A 14,542-nucleotide genomic window follows, 5' to 3' on the forward strand; every position below is an offset into this window, starting at 1 on the left:
CGAAGGATCTCGTCGACACGGGGTGGGGGGATCGCTACAACCTGATTGTCGCGGCGGGCGAGGGTGTGCTGTACGCCCGTGACACGGAAGGGAAGCTCTTCCGCTACCACTACGACCACACCAACAAGCGTTGGTTGCAGAAAGAGAAGCTGGTCGGCTTCGGTGGTTGGGAGGTCTACTACCAGCTCTTCTCGCCGGGTGGTGACGTCCTCTACGCCGTGACCAACGACGGTCTTCTCCGCTGGTACCGCTACCTGCCCGAACGTGAGATCGACTGGGCGGGGCCCAACACGATCGGCCTGGGTGGTTGGCGAATGTATCGCGACGTCATGACCAACACCGATGCCTGCAAGCTGAAGAAGAGCTCTTGACAGGCGATCCCCTCACCGCGGTGCCGGGCTGACCAGACCTGGAAACGTGAGCACGTTGCAGCGGCCGTGAGCCCGACAGGGTCGGGCCCCGGCGCGCCTCGTCTGGCGCCGGGGCCCGGTTCCGACACTGGCACGCGTTGTGGTGGCACGGCCGGAAAGCCGCCCCACCACAGCACATCGCAGGGCTTCATGTGCTTCAGCGGAGCGAGACGGCGACCTGCTCCAAGGCGTCCAGCGACTCCTGCATGCCGGCCTCCATCCCGGAGTTCAGGATCGTGTCGCGTAGCTCCTTGCTCGTGGTCTGCATCAGGGCCGTGAGGGTCGTGCGTCCGTCCACCTCGGTGAAGGTGACCGTGTTCAGCGGCGCTTCCGCGTCGGGAAGCTCCGCGCCCTCATAGATCTCGGTGTACACGATCCGCTCGTTCGGGACGATTTCGCGGTACTCGCCGTGGAAGGCGACCTCGAACCCGTCATTGGTGACCATCACGTACCGCCACCGGCCACCGACCCGCAGGTCGATCTCGACCGAAGTCACCTTCCCCCGCTGCCCGCTCCACCACCGTCTGACCAACTCGGGCGTGGTCCATGCCTTGTACACCAGGTGTTTGGGCGCGTCGAACTCCCGGGTGATCAGGATTTGCTCGTCCGTCGGGAGGGTCACCGTCGCCGACCCACTGCTCGTCGTTCCCGCCATCTCAGCTCTCCCCGTCCCTGCGTTCTTCGTCCTTGAGCTCTTCCAACACGACATCCAGCCGCTCGAACCGCTCCGACCACGACCGCTCGTACTTCGTCACCCAGTCGTAGATGGGCTTGAGGGCATGGCCGTTGAGCCGGTACAGCCGCTGCCGCCCCTCGTCGCGCACGTCGACCGCTCCCACCGCCCGGAGCACCCGCAGGTGCTTGGACACCTGCGGCTGGGTCAGCCCGAGCAGGCGTGCCAGGTCGTTCACCGGCCGCTCCCCGCCGGCGAGGAGGTCCAGGATCTGCCGGCGCCGGGGTTCGGCCACCGCGTTGAACGCATCCGTCGTCGTCGCTGCCCGTGCCACGGCCCGAATCATATTCCCATATAGGCATGTGTCAATCGGCCGATCGTGAACCGGCTTGAAAATGGCAGTTCAGCAGGGTTGTATCCGGGTGTGACCCGGCACCTTGTGGGGGCCGTTGAGGACCTGGCACTCTCCTAGGTAGAGTGCTAGTCGCACGGCGCCGGCCCGCCCCGGCACCCGCGACGGCGGGGTGGCAGGAGCCGTCGGTACCTGCCAACGCTTCGAAGACCCCAGAAGGTGGAGGTCACACCGGTGAGCGTGAAGATCAAGCCGCTCGAGGACAAGCTCCTCGTCCAGGCCAGCGAGGCTGAGAACACGACGGCGTCCGGCCTCGTCATCCCGGACACGGCCAAGGAGAAGCCCCAGGAGGGCGAGGTCCTGGCGGTGGGCCCGGGTCGCGTGGACGACAAGGGCAACCGCGTCCCGATGGACGTGAAGGTGGGCGACACCGTCATCTACTCCAAGTACGGCGGCACCGAGGTCAAGTACAACGGCGACGAGTACCTGATCCTGTCCGCCCGTGATGTGCTGGCCGTCGTCGAGAAGTGACGACCCGCTGACAGCGTGAACCGCCCCGGCGGCCCCGGACCCGGGGCCGCCGGGGCGGTTGCGTGCGTGGGGAGCTAGAGGAAGGCAGACATGCCCAAGCAGATCAGCTTCGACGAGAACGCCCGCCGGGCTCTGGAGCGCGGTGTCAACCAGCTCGCCGACGCCGTGAAGGTGACGCTCGGCCCGCGCGGCCGACACGTGGTGCTGGACAAGAAGTTCGGCGGCCCCACCGTCACCAACGACGGCGTGACCATCGCCCGGGAGATCGAGCTAGAGGACGGGTTCGAGAACCTGGGCGCCCAGCTCGCCAAGAACGTGGCGACCAAGACCAACGACGTTGCCGGCGACGGCACCACCACCGCCACCGTGCTCGCCCAGGCCATGGTGCGCGAGGGCCTGCGGGTCGTCGCGGCCGGCGCCAACCCGGCGGCCGTCGGCAAGGGCATCCAGGCCGCGGCCGACGCCGTGGTCGAGGCGCTCAAGACCAAGGCCACCCCGGTCAAGGGCCGGGACAACATCGCGCAGGTCGGCACCGTCTCCTCCCGGGACGCCACGATCGGCGCGCTGCTCGGCGAGGCCATCGAGAAGGTCGGCGAGGACGGCGTGGTCACGGTCGAGGAGGCCTCGACCCTGACCACCGAGCTGGACATCACCGAGGGCATCCAGTTCGACAAGGGCTTCATCTCGCCCTACTTCATGACCGACCACGAGTCCGGCGAGGCCGTGCTGGAGGACACCTTCGTCCTGCTGCACCGGGAGAAGATCTCCGCGCTGCCGGACCTGCTCCCGCTGCTGGAGAAGATCGCCCAGGCCGGCAAGCCGGTGCTCATCGTGGCCGAGGACCTCGAGGGTGAGGCGCTGTCCACCCTGGTCGTCAACGCCATGCGCAAGACCATCAAGGTCTGCGCGGTCAAGGCCCCCTACTTCGGCGACCGGCGCAAGGCGTTCCTGGATGACCTCGCGGTCGTCACCGGCGCCCAGGTCGTCGCCGCCGAGGTGGGCCTGAAGCTGTCCGAGGTCGACATGGGTGTGCTGGGCAAGGCCCGCCGCATCGTGGTGACCAAGGACACCACCACGATCGTCGACGGCGCGGGCGACCGGTCCGCGGTCGACGCCCGGGCCGAGCAGATCCGGCGGGAGATCGAGACCACCGACTCCGACTGGGACCGGGAGAAGCTGCAGGAGCGGCTGGCCAAGCTGGCCGGCGGCGTCGCGGTGATCAAGGTTGGCGCGGCCACCGAGACCGAGATGAAGGAGCGCAAGCACCGCATCGAGGACGCGGTGGCGGCCACCAAGGCCGCGGTCGAGGAGGGCATCGTGCCCGGTGGCGGCGCCCCCCTGGTGCACGCCGCCAAGCAACTCGACGGCGGGCTCGGCCTGACCGGTGACGAGGCGATCGGCGTGCGCGTGGTGCGCGACGCGCTGCCGGCTCCGCTGAAGTGGATCGCGGCCAACGCCGGCCAGGAGGGCGCGGTCGTCGTCGCCAAGGTGCGCGAGCAGGAGTGGGGCCACGGCTACGACGCGGCCACGCTCACCTACCGCGACCTGGTCGAGGCCGGCATCGTCGACCCGGTGAAGGTCACCCGCTCCGCGGTCTCCAACGCCGCCTCCATCGCCCGCATGGTGCTCACCACGGAGAGCGCCGTGGTGGAAAAGAAGGAGGAGGAGCCGGAGGCAGCCGCCGGGCACGGCCACGGTCACGGCCACCGGCACTGACCCGGCCGTTCGCGGAACCCTTCCGCGGTGGCCACGGCCACCAAGGTCCGTTCGAGGGGGCCGGCTCGCGTCACGCGGGCCGGCCCCCTCGGTTTTCGGCAGCGCGGCGGTATCCGCCCCTTGGCGGCTGGCACTGTCGCGGGCAGGCTCGACCACCGGTCCGGTGTGGACGTTCGTTCACCCGACTGATTCACCAGAACAGGGTGTTTCGACTAAACGGAGAGTCACGGGCGGACGGTGTCGAACCGGCCCGATTTGATCGATTTCATCTGATAATTCGGGATCTTTTCGGTCGGTGCTGTCGATCTACCGACACGCCGGAAATCACTCTTCCGGTACAACGTGGGACCTAGGAAGATCCCTGTGGGGGACCTGTCGGTGGTGGCTGGTCCGATGGCTGCGACATCGACGCCTGCGTCGCGGGGATGGGACGCGCCTGCAGGTACGCCACGGTCTTGCCGGTGGCGAACCACAGCAGCACGCTCAACGGCTGGAAGAAGAGGGCCAGCAGGACCCAGAGAGCCTGCTCGCCGCCGCCCAGTGGGGAGCGGGACACGCTGACGATCGTCACGACGACCAGGACGACGTAGACGATCAGGCTGACGAGGCCGAACAGCCCGACGACCACGCCGATGCGCTGGTCCAGCTCGGCCGCGACGCTCCGGACGAGGTCCGTCCACAACGGGGCGGCCGTGCTCGAGCTCAACATGGGGCCTCCTTCCCCATCGGCTCACCGAAGATCAAGACGGCGGGTTTGGTACCGGCTCCGCGGCGTCCTCGTGTGCCACGTCGAGCACTTGACGGATGCTGGGCGCCAGGGCGTGCCGACCAGCCGCAGCCCGATGGCTTCCTGCGAGGTCTCTGGCCGGGACCTGTGCGGGTTTCGGAGCTCAGGTGCTGCGTTGCCGGACGCATCGGTGCCTCGTCCGACGGGATGCTTGGGTGGAGAGAGCCGTGTTGGCCCGCCCCATCACCGCGTTCTCCCGCCCGGTGAAGCACACCTGCACCCGACACACCTGCTCGGGCTCTGCGGTCACCGACGTTGGACACGAGGAGGGGGCGCCGCCAGACCGACGTCGCCCCCTCCCCGCCCGCTGCCCGGCCCAGGGCTGCCCCCCCGACGAGCCCCGGACAGGTTCAGCGCAGCGCAAGCTGCCGCTTGCGGGCCTTGATGATCGAGTCCCGTTCCGATTCGGACAAACCGCCCCAGATGCCATAGGGCTCCTGGACGGCCAATGCGTGTTTCCGGCACTGCTCGAGTACCGGACAGCGTTGACAGATCGCTTTCGCCCGTGCCTCCCGACGAGCGCGCGCTGGCCCCCGCTCGCCGTCGGGATGGAAGAAAAAGGCGCTGTCCATACCTCGGCAGGAACCGCGAAGCTGCCAGTCCCAGAGGTCCGCATTGGGTCCGGGGAGCCGCCGAGTGTCAGCCACCGCGACCACCTCCTCACCGCCTGATCGGTGCCCCACCTGTCGCTGGTTGCCGCGCCAACGAGACCTCACCGTAGAACCGCGCCAAAACTTGTTCAAGAGGAAGCGGGGCAGTCGTTGTTCAATCGATCGGCCCAGTCGCTGCGCCGGACGGGGGCCGTATCCGGTCACCCGGGTTGCCACCCGGCCGGGGCACCCGGAACATGTCCGCCGTGATGACGCAGCCGGACACGCACCACGGGGTGACGGCTGACGGGACCCCCGACTACGTCGCGGAACCGGCCGCGGAGGAGATCGCCGCCCATGCCGGTGAGCCCCGGCTCAGCGTGGCCGCCGTCGCGCGCCGCCTCGGCGTCGCGCCCGCGACCCTGCGCACCTGGGACCGCCGGTACGGGCTCGGGCCCAGCGACCACACCAGCGGGCGGCACCGCCGCTACGGCCCACAGGACGTCGCCCGCCTGGAGCTGATGCAACGCGCGTTGCTGCGCGGCGCCTCCCCGGCCGAGGCCGCGCGGTACGCGCTGACCGCGCCGCTCCCGTCGCTGCAGGTCGCCACGTCGCTGGTCGGGGAGCCGCCGCAGGAGGCCGCCGCACCGCCCGTGAGCGCGGAGCCGCTGCTGCTCGCCGGTGGCGAGGAGGACGAGCAGGAGGGCGCGGGGATCCGGGTCGGGGGACGGGTGCTCCGGCTGCCCGGGGCCGGCCGCCGGGCACGCGGGCTGGGCCGGGCCGCGCTGGCGATGGACGCGGCGGCGGCGCTGCGCCTGATCAGCGACGCGATCGCCGAGGACGGGGTGGTGTCCACCTGGGACGGCGTGATCCGGCCGGTGGTCTGTGCCGTGGGGGAGCGCTGGGAACACTCCGGTGCCGGGATCGCGGTTGGTCACATGCTCGACGAATGTGTGGTCACGGCGCTGTCCCGGGCGACCGCGAGTGCCCCGCCGCCGCGCAACCCCAGGCCCGTACTGCTGGCGTGCATGCCGGACGAGCAGCACAGCCTCCCGATCAAGGCGCTCGGCGCCGAGCTGGCACTGCGTGGAGTGGGCACGTTGACGCTGGGTGCGGCCGTACCACCGGACGCGCTGGCCGCGGCCGTGCGTCGGACCGCGCCGGCGGCGGTGGTCCTCTGGGCACACCTGCCGCGCAACGCCAACCCCGACCTGCTTACCGCGCTGCCCCGGCCCCGGCAGCGGGTGCGCGTGTTCGCCGGCGGGCCCGGCTGGGAACCGGTCCTGCTGCCGAGCCAGATCGAGCTGCTCTACGGCCTCGGCTCCGCCGCGGATCGGCTGGAGCAGACGGTGGTGGGGGTCGGCGGCGTCGCCACCGGCGCCGCGCGCTCCTGATTTCCCGGGTATCTGTGCTGAATCTCGACGCGGTCACGCGTGCCCACTGAAAGTGCGGACTCGAAGTGTGAACCGTAGCAGTGAGTTCGGGAAGTGGCCATTCGCGGCCGCCTGTCGAGCTCGGGTGGAGAACAGAGCGGAATTAAATTGCATTCCGCGGGGCCGTTGCTCTCGCCGCGCTGGCCGAGTACGCCCGCCAAAGTCCCCCTTGTCTTCCATGTCCTTCGACTTCCAGGCACATGCCTTCTCGGGTGCTGGGCCTCCCAGGACGCTTGACTTCCGGGTGTCTCGACCGCCGGGCAACTCGCTCTTCAGGTGCGACTCGCCTTCCCACAGCTGGTCATTCCGGGTGCCTTGCCCCTCGGGTGCTTCGCCGCCCGGGCAACTTGTCTTCCAGGAAAGGTGGCAGGCTCAGATAATGGTGGTTGGAAATATCCGGCGGGATGGCTGGATAGCCATCAATGCAACCGAGAACTGCAAATGTAGAGGTGATGGGGGCGGGTCGGGTGGTCCGCCCCACCGTTCCGTCAGGATTCCGACTGTGCGAGCGCCGGTATCGGACTCGTGGCCAGTGGCGATTTCGTTGGCCAGGCCCATGGAAAATCCTGTCGGGTTGCCGTCGGTGGTGCCGGGCCACACCCGGCGCGGCGGTGGCGGCGAGCGGCGTCGGCCGGCCAGGTCAATCCCCGGCCGCGGCACCGGCCACCGACAATGCGGGGATGGTGGACCTGCGGCGAGCTGCGTTCGGCGATCGGCCTGACCTCGACGTCTCCGCCGCCACCTTCGACCCCGACCCGTGGCGCCGCTGGCTCGCCGCCGTCGCCCTCGGCGGCCAGGGCCGCTACGCCGCCGCCACCGCCCTCCTCCACCCCCTGTCCAGACACCACGACCCCGTCATCGCCGCGCTTGCGGCGACGGCGCTCTCCTCCCACCGCCGCCAACTCGGCGCGCACGCCCCGGCACGCGTCCTGGACGCCCTCGCCCTCAGCCGGATCGCCGAGATCCCACCATCCCGCCTTCGCGCCAGCACCGACCCGGACTCGGTGGACGCTGCGGGTGCCCGGGTCGACGCCCTTCTCGGCTTGGCTGCCGACGCCATCGGCCTCGGACGCCTCACCGAGGCCCGGCGGCTGCACGAGGCCGCGACCCGCGCCGCGGATCCCGCGGCCTGGCGCCCCGCGGTCCGCGTGGGCTGGGTCGCCGCCGAGATCGAGCTGGCCTCCGGCCGCCCGGATGCCGCGATCCACTCCGCCGAACGAGTGATTCCTGTGGCCGAGGAAGCCCCCTCGACCCGGCATCGGGCCAAGTCCGCGCTCGTCCTGGGCACCGCGCTCGCCACCGCCGACGCACCCGCGGCGACTACCGCTCTCGACCGCGCGCTCGGGTGGGCGTCCCGCTTCGGTCTCCTCCCGCTGCTGTGGCCATCCGCGCTGGTCAGAGCGGATTTATCGGACACCGGGGAAGCCGCCGCGCTGCGTCGCGACGCCGCCGCTGCCCTGCGCGAGATACTTCGCAGATCTGATTCGGACGGAAGGCTGTTCGCGGCGGCCTCCCCCTGGTTACCCTCGGGTTTGCTCCGTTCCGGTGACCCACCCTGAACGGGCGGCGATTCGATCCTTGACGGATTAAGTACCGGATCGTGTCAAGGTCGGGGCTCCGGCGTCCGATAGGGGAGTTGGAACGTCACTCGGCTGCAGGAAGGAGTCCCCGTGACGACGGTCCTGATCTGCGATGACCGGCGCAGCGTCCGGGAGGGCCTCACCCGTGTCATGTCGGCCGTACCGGGGGTGAGCAGGATCGACTGCGTGGCGCACGGTGACGAGTTGCTGGCGCGCTACTCCCGGCAGCCGGTCGATGTCGTCCTGGTGGGCACGCAGCGCGCGGTGCCGACGGGGGTGGAAGCGACCAGGCGGCTGGTCTCCGCGCACCCGCAGGCCAACGTGATCGTGTTCGGCGCACCGGACGACGCCGGCAGCATCGCCGCCGCGATCGCCGGCGGCGCCCGTGGCTACCTCCGCTGGGACGCCTCTCGCCCGGAGCTGGTCGCCGCCCTCGCCCACACCCTCGCCAGCACCTCGGTGCCCGCCCCGCGACAGCCCTCCGACCCCGGCGTGCAGCTCACCGAGCGGGAGCTGCAGGTCCTGCGGGGGATGAGCCAGGGCAAGAGCAACGGACAGATCGGCCGCGAGCTGTACCTGTCCGAGGACACCGTGAAGACCCACGCCCGCCGGCTGTTCCGCAAGCTCGGCGTGCGGGACCGCGCCCAGGCCGTCGCACACGGCTTCCGACGCGGCCTGGTCTCCTGACCCGACCCGCCCGGGCGGTATGAACCGCCCGGACAAGGTCACCATCCGATCACTCGGTGGTGTCCGGGTTCACCCCACACAACGGGGACCCCTTTCGGGGTGGACCGCGGGCATCGCGTGCGGGTACCGAGTGGGGCGTCGGCCCGACCGTCAGTGTTGATCCGGACGGCGGCGGCGTCCCGGTCGGTTGACCGGCATTCACCTAGCCGTGTGGCAGATCGCACACCGGCTCGGTCCACCCCACTCCGGGGTCGCCGAGCCGGTGCCGACTGTGGCCGGACTGCTCGGTTCTGGGCTTCGCTGCGCACCTTGTCGCCGCGATGCTCGCTCCGCCCGTCACCTCGCTGTCACACATTGATCCATGTGAGCGGCATCGCACCCGGCGTCCGGGTGCTGATCCGCGCCCGACATCCGACCTGTCAGCGCTGCCCGGTACGGTGAGGGCTCGGCCGGCAACAGGCGGGCAACCACCTCGCGCCGGTCGTTCGTCGGTCCGCCTACACGTAACACCAGGGCTGCTGTCTGCGATGACCAACTCGGGGGACGGGCTGGACGCCGTCGTCGGCGCCGCCGTCGAAGGCGACCGCCAGGCGATCGAGCGTCTGCTGGCGACGATCCGGCCCCTGGTGGTGCGGTACTGCCGTGCCCGAGTTGGTAGGCAGGAGAGGTCGTTCGCCTCCGCGGACGACGTCGCCCAGGAGGTGTGTCTCGCCGTGCTCACGGCGTTGCCGAGCTATCGCGACCAGGGGCGGCCGTTCCTGGCGTTCGTCTACGGCATCGCCGCGCACAAGGTGGCGGACGCCCACCGCTCCGCCGCGCGCAACCGGTCCGAGCCGGTCCCGGAGGTGCCCGACGCCCCGGAGCTGGGCGCCGGCCCCGAGCAGCGCGCGATGCAGGGCGAGCTCTCCGAGCGCATGGCACACCTGTTGCGGGTCCTCCCGCCGAAGCAGCGCGAGATCCTGCTGCTGCGGGTGGTGGTCGGGCTGTCCGCCGAGGAGACCGCCGAGGCGGTGGGCTCGACCCCCGGTGCGGTGCGGGTGGCCCAGCACCGAGCACTGGCCAGGCTCCGGAGGACGTTGGCCGCGGAGGAGGTGGTCTGAAGTGGCCCGGCACGACGGTGAGAACGGGGCCGACCGCGGAAGAACCGGCGTCGGCGACGGGCGGCCGGCAGACGGTCCGATGGACCTCGACGACACCCTGATCGAGTCCGGAGCACCGACCGACCTGTCCGCCCTGCAGGCCGACGACGCGTTGCTCGACATGCTCGGCGGCACCGACCCGGCGCTCACCGGCCGGCTGGCCGAGCAGGAGCTGAGCGCCCTGCTGCTGTCCTGGCGGCGGGACGTCGACGCCGAGCCGATCGACGAGCTGGTCGACACCGACACCGCGCTGGCCGTGGTCGCCGCGGCCCGCGCCCCACGCCGCCGGCACCGGCTGCTGGTCCCGCTGGCCAGCGCCGCGGCCGTGCTGGCCATCGCCTTCACCGGCGTCGGCATGGTGGCCCGCGACGCCCAGCCCGGAGACGCCCTGTGGGGCCTGACCCGGGTGCTCTACTCCGACCACGCCCGCTCCGTGGAGGCCGCCGCCTCGGTCAAGGCCGACCTGGAGCAGGCCAGGACCCTGCTGGCCAACGGCCGGATCGCCGAGGCGCGCGCCCTGCTCGACCGCGCCGAGACGCAGATCGGCGAGGTCAACAACGAGGACGGCAAGCGCGACCTGATGGCCACCCACGGAACGCTGCTGCACGCGATCAACACCGGGCAGCTGCTCCCGCCCGACAGCAGCACCGCCGACTCCAGCAAGCAGGCCAAGCCACCGACCAGCAGCGGGGACACCGCGACGTCGCAGCCGTCGACCTCCCGCAACCCGCAGCCCCCGCCGGCGACCAGTACGACGCCGGTCTCGCCCAGCGACCCGTCGAAGCCGACCGGCAGCACGCCGTCCACGACCCCCGGCAGCAGTGGCTCCAAGGACGGCGGCACCAGCGACGGCTCGCGCAGCAGCCACGGCGAGTCCGGTCAGTCGGACCCCGCCGACGGCGGCGGCAGGTGACCAGCGGGGAGTAGCGCCGGGCGAGTCACGGTGGCCCTGCCGCCCGCCGGTGGCGGCGCCCCGCCGTCCGTGATCAGCGGCCGCGAGGCCGGGATGACCGAGCGGCCGGGCGGTACCCCGCTACCGGCTGCCTTCGCGGCTGCTCTCGGTGGCCGTCACGCCATCGGCGAACCCGCGGCAGTACTCCCAACTCACGTACGCGGCCGGGTCCGGGTCGAAGGCGGGCTCGTGCGGGCGCATCCGACCGTCGGTGAGCAGCTGCTGCAGGCTGGCCCGCAACAACTCCCAGTCGTGGTAGTGCGGTTCTCCGCAGTCGCCGCAGTCCACGACGATCCCGCGGACACCACGCGGTTCGAGCAACGCCTGGTAGACGGCCAGGTCGGTGAGGTCGGCCAGCAACTCGGCGCGCTCGGCGTCCCCGAGCGGCTGTACCGGCTCGGCGTCCTCGTGGCCGTCCAGCTCGCGGGCCGGGTCGTCCGGGTCTTCCGCGAACGGGTCTGGGGGCAACGCATCATGCGGCACGGGGTCGCACCGTACCGGGCGAACCGCTCGCAACGGTGACCCAGTCCGGCCCGTTAGCATGGTGGTACCCGTTCCGCCAATGGTCGCTCCGGGCGACAATCTGCCCGACGCCACCCGTACGAGGACCCGGCCGCACCGGGCGGCCGGCTCCCTAGGAAGGCCAGCAACCCGCCATGACCAGCGAGCTCACCGCTCCCGGCCTGCCCCCCAAGTTCGCGACGCTCGGGCTCACCTTCGACGACGTGTTGTTGCTACCGGCCGCCTCCGAGGTCGTGCCCAGCGAGGTCGACACCACCACCCGGGTGTCGCGCAACGTCAGCCTGAGGGTGCCGCTGTTGTCCTCGGCCATGGACACCGTGACCGAGGCCCGGATGGCCATTGCCATGGCCCGCATGGGCGGGATGGGCGTGTTGCACCGCAACCTGTCCATCGACGACCAGGCGGCGCAGGCCGAGGTTGTCAAGCGGTCCGAGGCGGGCATGGTCACCGACCCGGTCACCTGCTCGCCGGACGACACGCTGGCCGAGGTGGACGCGCTGTGCGCCCGCTTCCGTATCTCCGGAGTGCCGGTGACCGACGCCGACGGCACCCTGGTCGGCATCATCACCAACCGCGACATGCGGTTCGAGATGGACCACACCAGGCCGGTGCGCGAGGTCATGACGCCCAGTCCGCTGGTGACCGCCCAGGTGGGGGTGACCGCGGAGGCGGCGCTGGGGCTGCTGCGCCGGCACAAGGTGGAGAAGCTGCCGATCGTGGACGGGGCCGGCAAGCTGCGCGGGCTGATCACGGTCAAGGACTTCGTCAAGACCGAGCAGTACCCGAACGCGACCAAGGACGCCGACGGCCGGCTGCTGTGCGGGGCCGCGGTCGGCGTGGGTGCGGAGTCCTACCAGCGGGCGATGACCCTGGTCGACGCCGGGGTGGACGTGCTGATCGTGGACGTTGCGCACGGCCAACACCGCCACGTGCTGGACATGGTGGCCAAGCTGAAGCAGGAGCTCGGCGACACCGTCGACGTCGTGGGCGGCAACGTGGCGAACCGCGCCGGGGCACAGGCCCTGGTGGAGGCCGGTGTGGACGGCGTCAAGGTGGGTGTCGGCCCGGGCTCGATCTGCACCACGCGGGTCGTGGCGGGGGTGGGGGTTCCGCAGATCACCGCGATCTACGACGCCGCCGAGGTGTGCCGGCCGGCGGACGTGCCGGTGATCGGCGACGGCGGTATCCAGCACTCCGGCGACATTGCCAAGGCCATCGCCGCGGGCGCGAGCAGCGTGATGCTGGGCAGCCTGCTCGCCGGCACCGCGGAGTCCCCCGGCGACCTGATCCTGATCAACGGCAAGCAGTTCAAGACCTACCGGGGCATGGGCTCGCTGGGCGCGATGCAGACCCGCGGGCAGGCCAGGTCCTACTCCAAGGACCGCTACTTCCAGGACGACGTGCTGTCCGAGGACAAGCTGGTGCCGGAGGGCATCGAGGGTCGGATCCCGTTCCGCGGGCCGCTGAGCCAGGTGGTGCACCAGCTGGTCGGGGGACTGCGTGCGGGCATGGGCTACACCGGGTCGGCCACGATCGCCGATCTCCAGGGGGCCCAGCTGGTCCGCATCACCGCGGCCGGGCTCAAGGAGAGCCATCCGCACGACATCACGATGACCGCCGAGGCACCGAACTACACCACGCGTTGAGCAGGGCGTAGCCTGCCTGCCGGCGAGTTCACCCGCCCGGGCCCGACGCCCCGGCCCGGGCCCGGCCATGCATGCCGCCGCCGGCGGTGGGGAAAGGGGAGCAGTGCGCGATCAGGTCGAGATCGGGATGGGCCGTACCGCGATGCTGGCCTACGACCTGGACGACGTGGAGATCGTGCCGTCCCGGCGCACCCGGTCGTCGAAGGACGTCTCCCTGGGCTGGCAGATCGACGCGTACCGGTTCGGGATCCCGCTGATCACCCATCCGACGGATGCGGTGGTCTCGCCGGCCACGGCGATCCGGATCGGGGAGCTGGGCGGGCTGGGCGTGCTCAACGCCGAGGGCCTGTGGGCGCGGCACGCCGACGTCGAGGACGCGTTGTTCCGCGTGGTGCGGGCGGCCGAGGAGGACGAGGACCCGGACGCCCCGGTGCGGGTGCTGCAGGAGCTGCACGCCGCGCCGCTGCGGCTGGACCTGATCAGCCAGGCGATCAAGCAGATCCGGGAATCCGGGGTCACGGTGGCGGTGCGGGTGAGCCCGCAGCACGCCGAGGAGCTGACGCCCGACCTGCTGGCCGCTGGCATCGAGCTGCTGGTCGTGCAGGGCACGATCATCTCGGCCGAGCACGTGGCGCGCAACGGCGAGCCGCTCAACCTCAAGCGGTTCATCGGTGACCTGGACGTGCCGGTGATCGCCGGTGGGGTGGGCGACTACCGCACCGCGATGCACCTGATGCGGACCGGCGCGGCCGGGGTGATCGTGGGCTACGGCGAGTCCCGGGCGACCACCACCGACCAGGTGCTGGGGATCGGGGTGCCGATGGCGACCGCGATCGCGGACGCCGCCGCCGCGCGTCGTGACTACCTGGACGAGACCGGTGGCCGGTACGTGCACGTGATCGCCGACGGTGGGCTGACCCACTCCGGCGACATCGCCAAGGCGATCGCCTGTGGCGCGGACGCCGTGATGCTGGGTGAGGCGTTGGCGGACGCGGCCGAGGCACCGGGCCGGGGGCTGTACTGGACGACCGCGGCGGCGCACCCGAACCTGCCGCGCAGCGAGGTGATCGGCTTCTCCGGTGCGGGCCACGACCTGGAGACGTTGTTGTTCGGGCCGTCCTCGGACCCGAGTGGTGCGGTGAACCTGTTCGGCGCGCTGCGGCGGGCGATGGCCAAGACCGGGTACTCCGATGTGAAGGAGTTCCAGAAGGTCGGCCTGACGGTCCGCCGCTGAGCCACGCGTGTTTGTCGACGCTGAGTCGGCCGACACGGTGACCGGACGAGACAACCGAAAGCGCCTTTCCCACACTGCCGGGGAAGGCGCCCTTACATGTATGTCAGTTCGACGAAGCAGTGGAGGCTGTCTGTCCGCTCCTGGCCCGGGCGCGCTGTGCGTGAACCGTACGGGCTCGAGGCGAACCCGCCTCGTGGGCGTGCCATGCCTCTCCGTAGCGTGGCCGAGGTCGGGGCGACGGGAGTCACGGCAAAGGGGTTACTCAGGGTAACAGGGTCTAGCGGAACCCG

Annotated in this window: 14 protein-coding genes and 1 pseudogene; 10 read left to right on the plus strand and 5 right to left on the minus strand. The window is 70.9% G+C overall.

Features of this window, described 5'->3' with window-relative positions; translation table 11 throughout:
• Window positions 1–11 precede the first annotated feature (11 nt).
• Window positions 12–371 (plus strand): annotated as a pseudogene (locus IEY55_RS15625) (tachylectin-related carbohydrate-binding protein); the annotation flags it as partial.
• Window positions 372–567: 196 nt separating this feature from the next.
• On the opposite strand, the gene IEY55_RS15630 reads toward IEY55_RS15625, so the two are convergent.
• Together IEY55_RS15630 and IEY55_RS15635 are read right to left on the minus strand one after the other, a co-directional pair.
• Window positions 568–1,065 (minus strand): SRPBCC family protein, encoded by a 498-nt coding sequence (locus IEY55_RS15630; RefSeq protein WP_189058459.1) that lies wholly within the window; start codon window positions 1,063–1,065, stop codon window positions 568–570.
• Between the two features lies 1 nt (window position 1,066).
• Entirely contained in the window at window positions 1,067–1,417 is a 351-nt protein-coding gene (locus IEY55_RS15635) for an ArsR/SmtB family transcription factor (protein ID WP_189058460.1), read from the minus strand.
• Window positions 1,418–1,669: 252 nt separating this feature from the next.
• Between IEY55_RS15635 and groES the strand changes: the two genes are divergently transcribed.
• The gene (gene groES / locus IEY55_RS15640; RefSeq protein ID WP_189058461.1) at window positions 1,670–1,966 is read left to right on the plus strand and encodes a co-chaperone GroES; all 297 of its coding nucleotides are present in this window, start codon (window positions 1,670–1,672) and stop codon (window positions 1,964–1,966) included.
• A gap of 90 nt (window positions 1,967–2,056) precedes the next feature.
• Complete coding sequence (gene groL, locus IEY55_RS15645; RefSeq protein ID WP_189058463.1) at window positions 2,057–3,682, plus strand: chaperonin GroEL; 1,626 nt, start codon at window positions 2,057–2,059, stop codon at window positions 3,680–3,682.
• Between the two features lie 349 nt (window positions 3,683–4,031).
• Here the strand turns inward: groL and IEY55_RS15650 are convergent, their stop codons facing one another.
• Window positions 4,032–4,391, minus strand: coding sequence for a hypothetical protein (locus IEY55_RS15650; protein WP_189058464.1), 360 nt, complete (start codon window positions 4,389–4,391; stop codon window positions 4,032–4,034).
• 428 nt (window positions 4,392–4,819) lie between these two features.
• The gene (locus tag IEY55_RS15655) at window positions 4,820–5,116 is read right to left on the minus strand and encodes a WhiB family transcriptional regulator (RefSeq protein WP_189058466.1); all 297 of its coding nucleotides are present in this window, start codon (window positions 5,114–5,116) and stop codon (window positions 4,820–4,822) included.
• 212 nt (window positions 5,117–5,328) lie between these two features.
• Here IEY55_RS15655 and IEY55_RS15660 point away from each other — a divergent pair, with 212 nt between their 5' ends.
• The 5 genes from IEY55_RS15660 (at window position 5,329) to IEY55_RS15680 (ending at window position 10,811) form a co-directional block, all read left to right on the plus strand.
• On the plus strand, window positions 5,329–6,453 hold the full coding sequence (locus tag IEY55_RS15660; protein WP_189058682.1) for a MerR family transcriptional regulator: 1,125 nt from the start codon (window positions 5,329–5,331) through the stop codon (window positions 6,451–6,453).
• 719 nt (window positions 6,454–7,172) lie between these two features.
• On the plus strand, window positions 7,173–8,051 hold the full coding sequence (locus IEY55_RS15665) for a hypothetical protein (RefSeq protein ID WP_189058469.1): 879 nt from the start codon (window positions 7,173–7,175) through the stop codon (window positions 8,049–8,051).
• Between the two features lie 111 nt (window positions 8,052–8,162).
• Window positions 8,163–8,759 (plus strand): response regulator transcription factor, encoded by a 597-nt coding sequence (locus tag IEY55_RS15670; protein ID WP_073479281.1) that lies wholly within the window; start codon window positions 8,163–8,165, stop codon window positions 8,757–8,759.
• A 527-nt stretch (window positions 8,760–9,286) separates the two neighbouring features.
• Window positions 9,287–9,859 (plus strand): sigma-70 family RNA polymerase sigma factor, encoded by a 573-nt coding sequence (locus IEY55_RS15675; protein ID WP_189058471.1) that lies wholly within the window; start codon window positions 9,287–9,289, stop codon window positions 9,857–9,859.
• A gap of 1 nt (window position 9,860) precedes the next feature.
• Window positions 9,861–10,811 (plus strand): anti-sigma-D factor RsdA, encoded by a 951-nt coding sequence (locus IEY55_RS15680; protein ID WP_229686429.1) that lies wholly within the window; start codon window positions 9,861–9,863, stop codon window positions 10,809–10,811.
• 120 nt (window positions 10,812–10,931) lie between these two features.
• Here IEY55_RS15680 and IEY55_RS15685 read toward each other — a convergent pair whose 3' ends face one another.
• Entirely contained in the window at window positions 10,932–11,333 is a 402-nt protein-coding gene (locus IEY55_RS15685) for a DUF5319 domain-containing protein (protein ID WP_229686430.1), read from the minus strand.
• Window positions 11,334–11,506: 173 nt separating this feature from the next.
• Here IEY55_RS15685 and guaB point away from each other — a divergent pair, with 173 nt between their 5' ends.
• Both guaB and IEY55_RS15695 read left to right on the plus strand, forming a co-directional pair.
• Window positions 11,507–13,018, plus strand: coding sequence for an IMP dehydrogenase (guaB, locus tag IEY55_RS15690; RefSeq protein WP_189058475.1), 1,512 nt, complete (start codon window positions 11,507–11,509; stop codon window positions 13,016–13,018).
• 103 nt (window positions 13,019–13,121) lie between these two features.
• The gene (locus IEY55_RS15695; protein ID WP_189058477.1) at window positions 13,122–14,252 is read left to right on the plus strand and encodes a GuaB3 family IMP dehydrogenase-related protein; all 1,131 of its coding nucleotides are present in this window, start codon (window positions 13,122–13,124) and stop codon (window positions 14,250–14,252) included.
• Window positions 14,253–14,542: the final 290 nt, after the last annotated feature.

The sequence above is a fragment of the Longimycelium tulufanense genome (assembly GCF_014645795.1).
Lineage (GTDB): Bacteria > Actinomycetota > Actinomycetes > Mycobacteriales > Pseudonocardiaceae > Longimycelium > Longimycelium tulufanense.

Excerpts from the sequence above, each read along its gene's own strand:
- IEY55_RS15630 (WP_189058459.1), bottom strand. The coding sequence starts at position 1,065 with ATGGCGGGAACGACGAGCAGTGGGTCGGCGACGGTGACCCTCCCGACG.
- groL (WP_189058463.1), top strand. The coding sequence starts at position 2,057 with ATGCCCAAGCAGATCAGCTTCGACGAGAACGCCCGCCGGGCTCTGGAG.
- IEY55_RS15650 (WP_189058464.1), bottom strand. The coding sequence starts at position 4,391 with ATGTTGAGCTCGAGCACGGCCGCCCCGTTGTGGACGGACCTCGTCCGG.
- IEY55_RS15660 (WP_189058682.1), top strand. The coding sequence starts at position 5,329 with ATGACGCAGCCGGACACGCACCACGGGGTGACGGCTGACGGGACCCCC.
- IEY55_RS15665 (WP_189058469.1), top strand. The coding sequence starts at position 7,173 with ATGGTGGACCTGCGGCGAGCTGCGTTCGGCGATCGGCCTGACCTCGAC.
- IEY55_RS15675 (WP_189058471.1), top strand. The coding sequence starts at position 9,287 with ATGACCAACTCGGGGGACGGGCTGGACGCCGTCGTCGGCGCCGCCGTC.
- guaB (WP_189058475.1), top strand. The coding sequence starts at position 11,507 with ATGACCAGCGAGCTCACCGCTCCCGGCCTGCCCCCCAAGTTCGCGACG.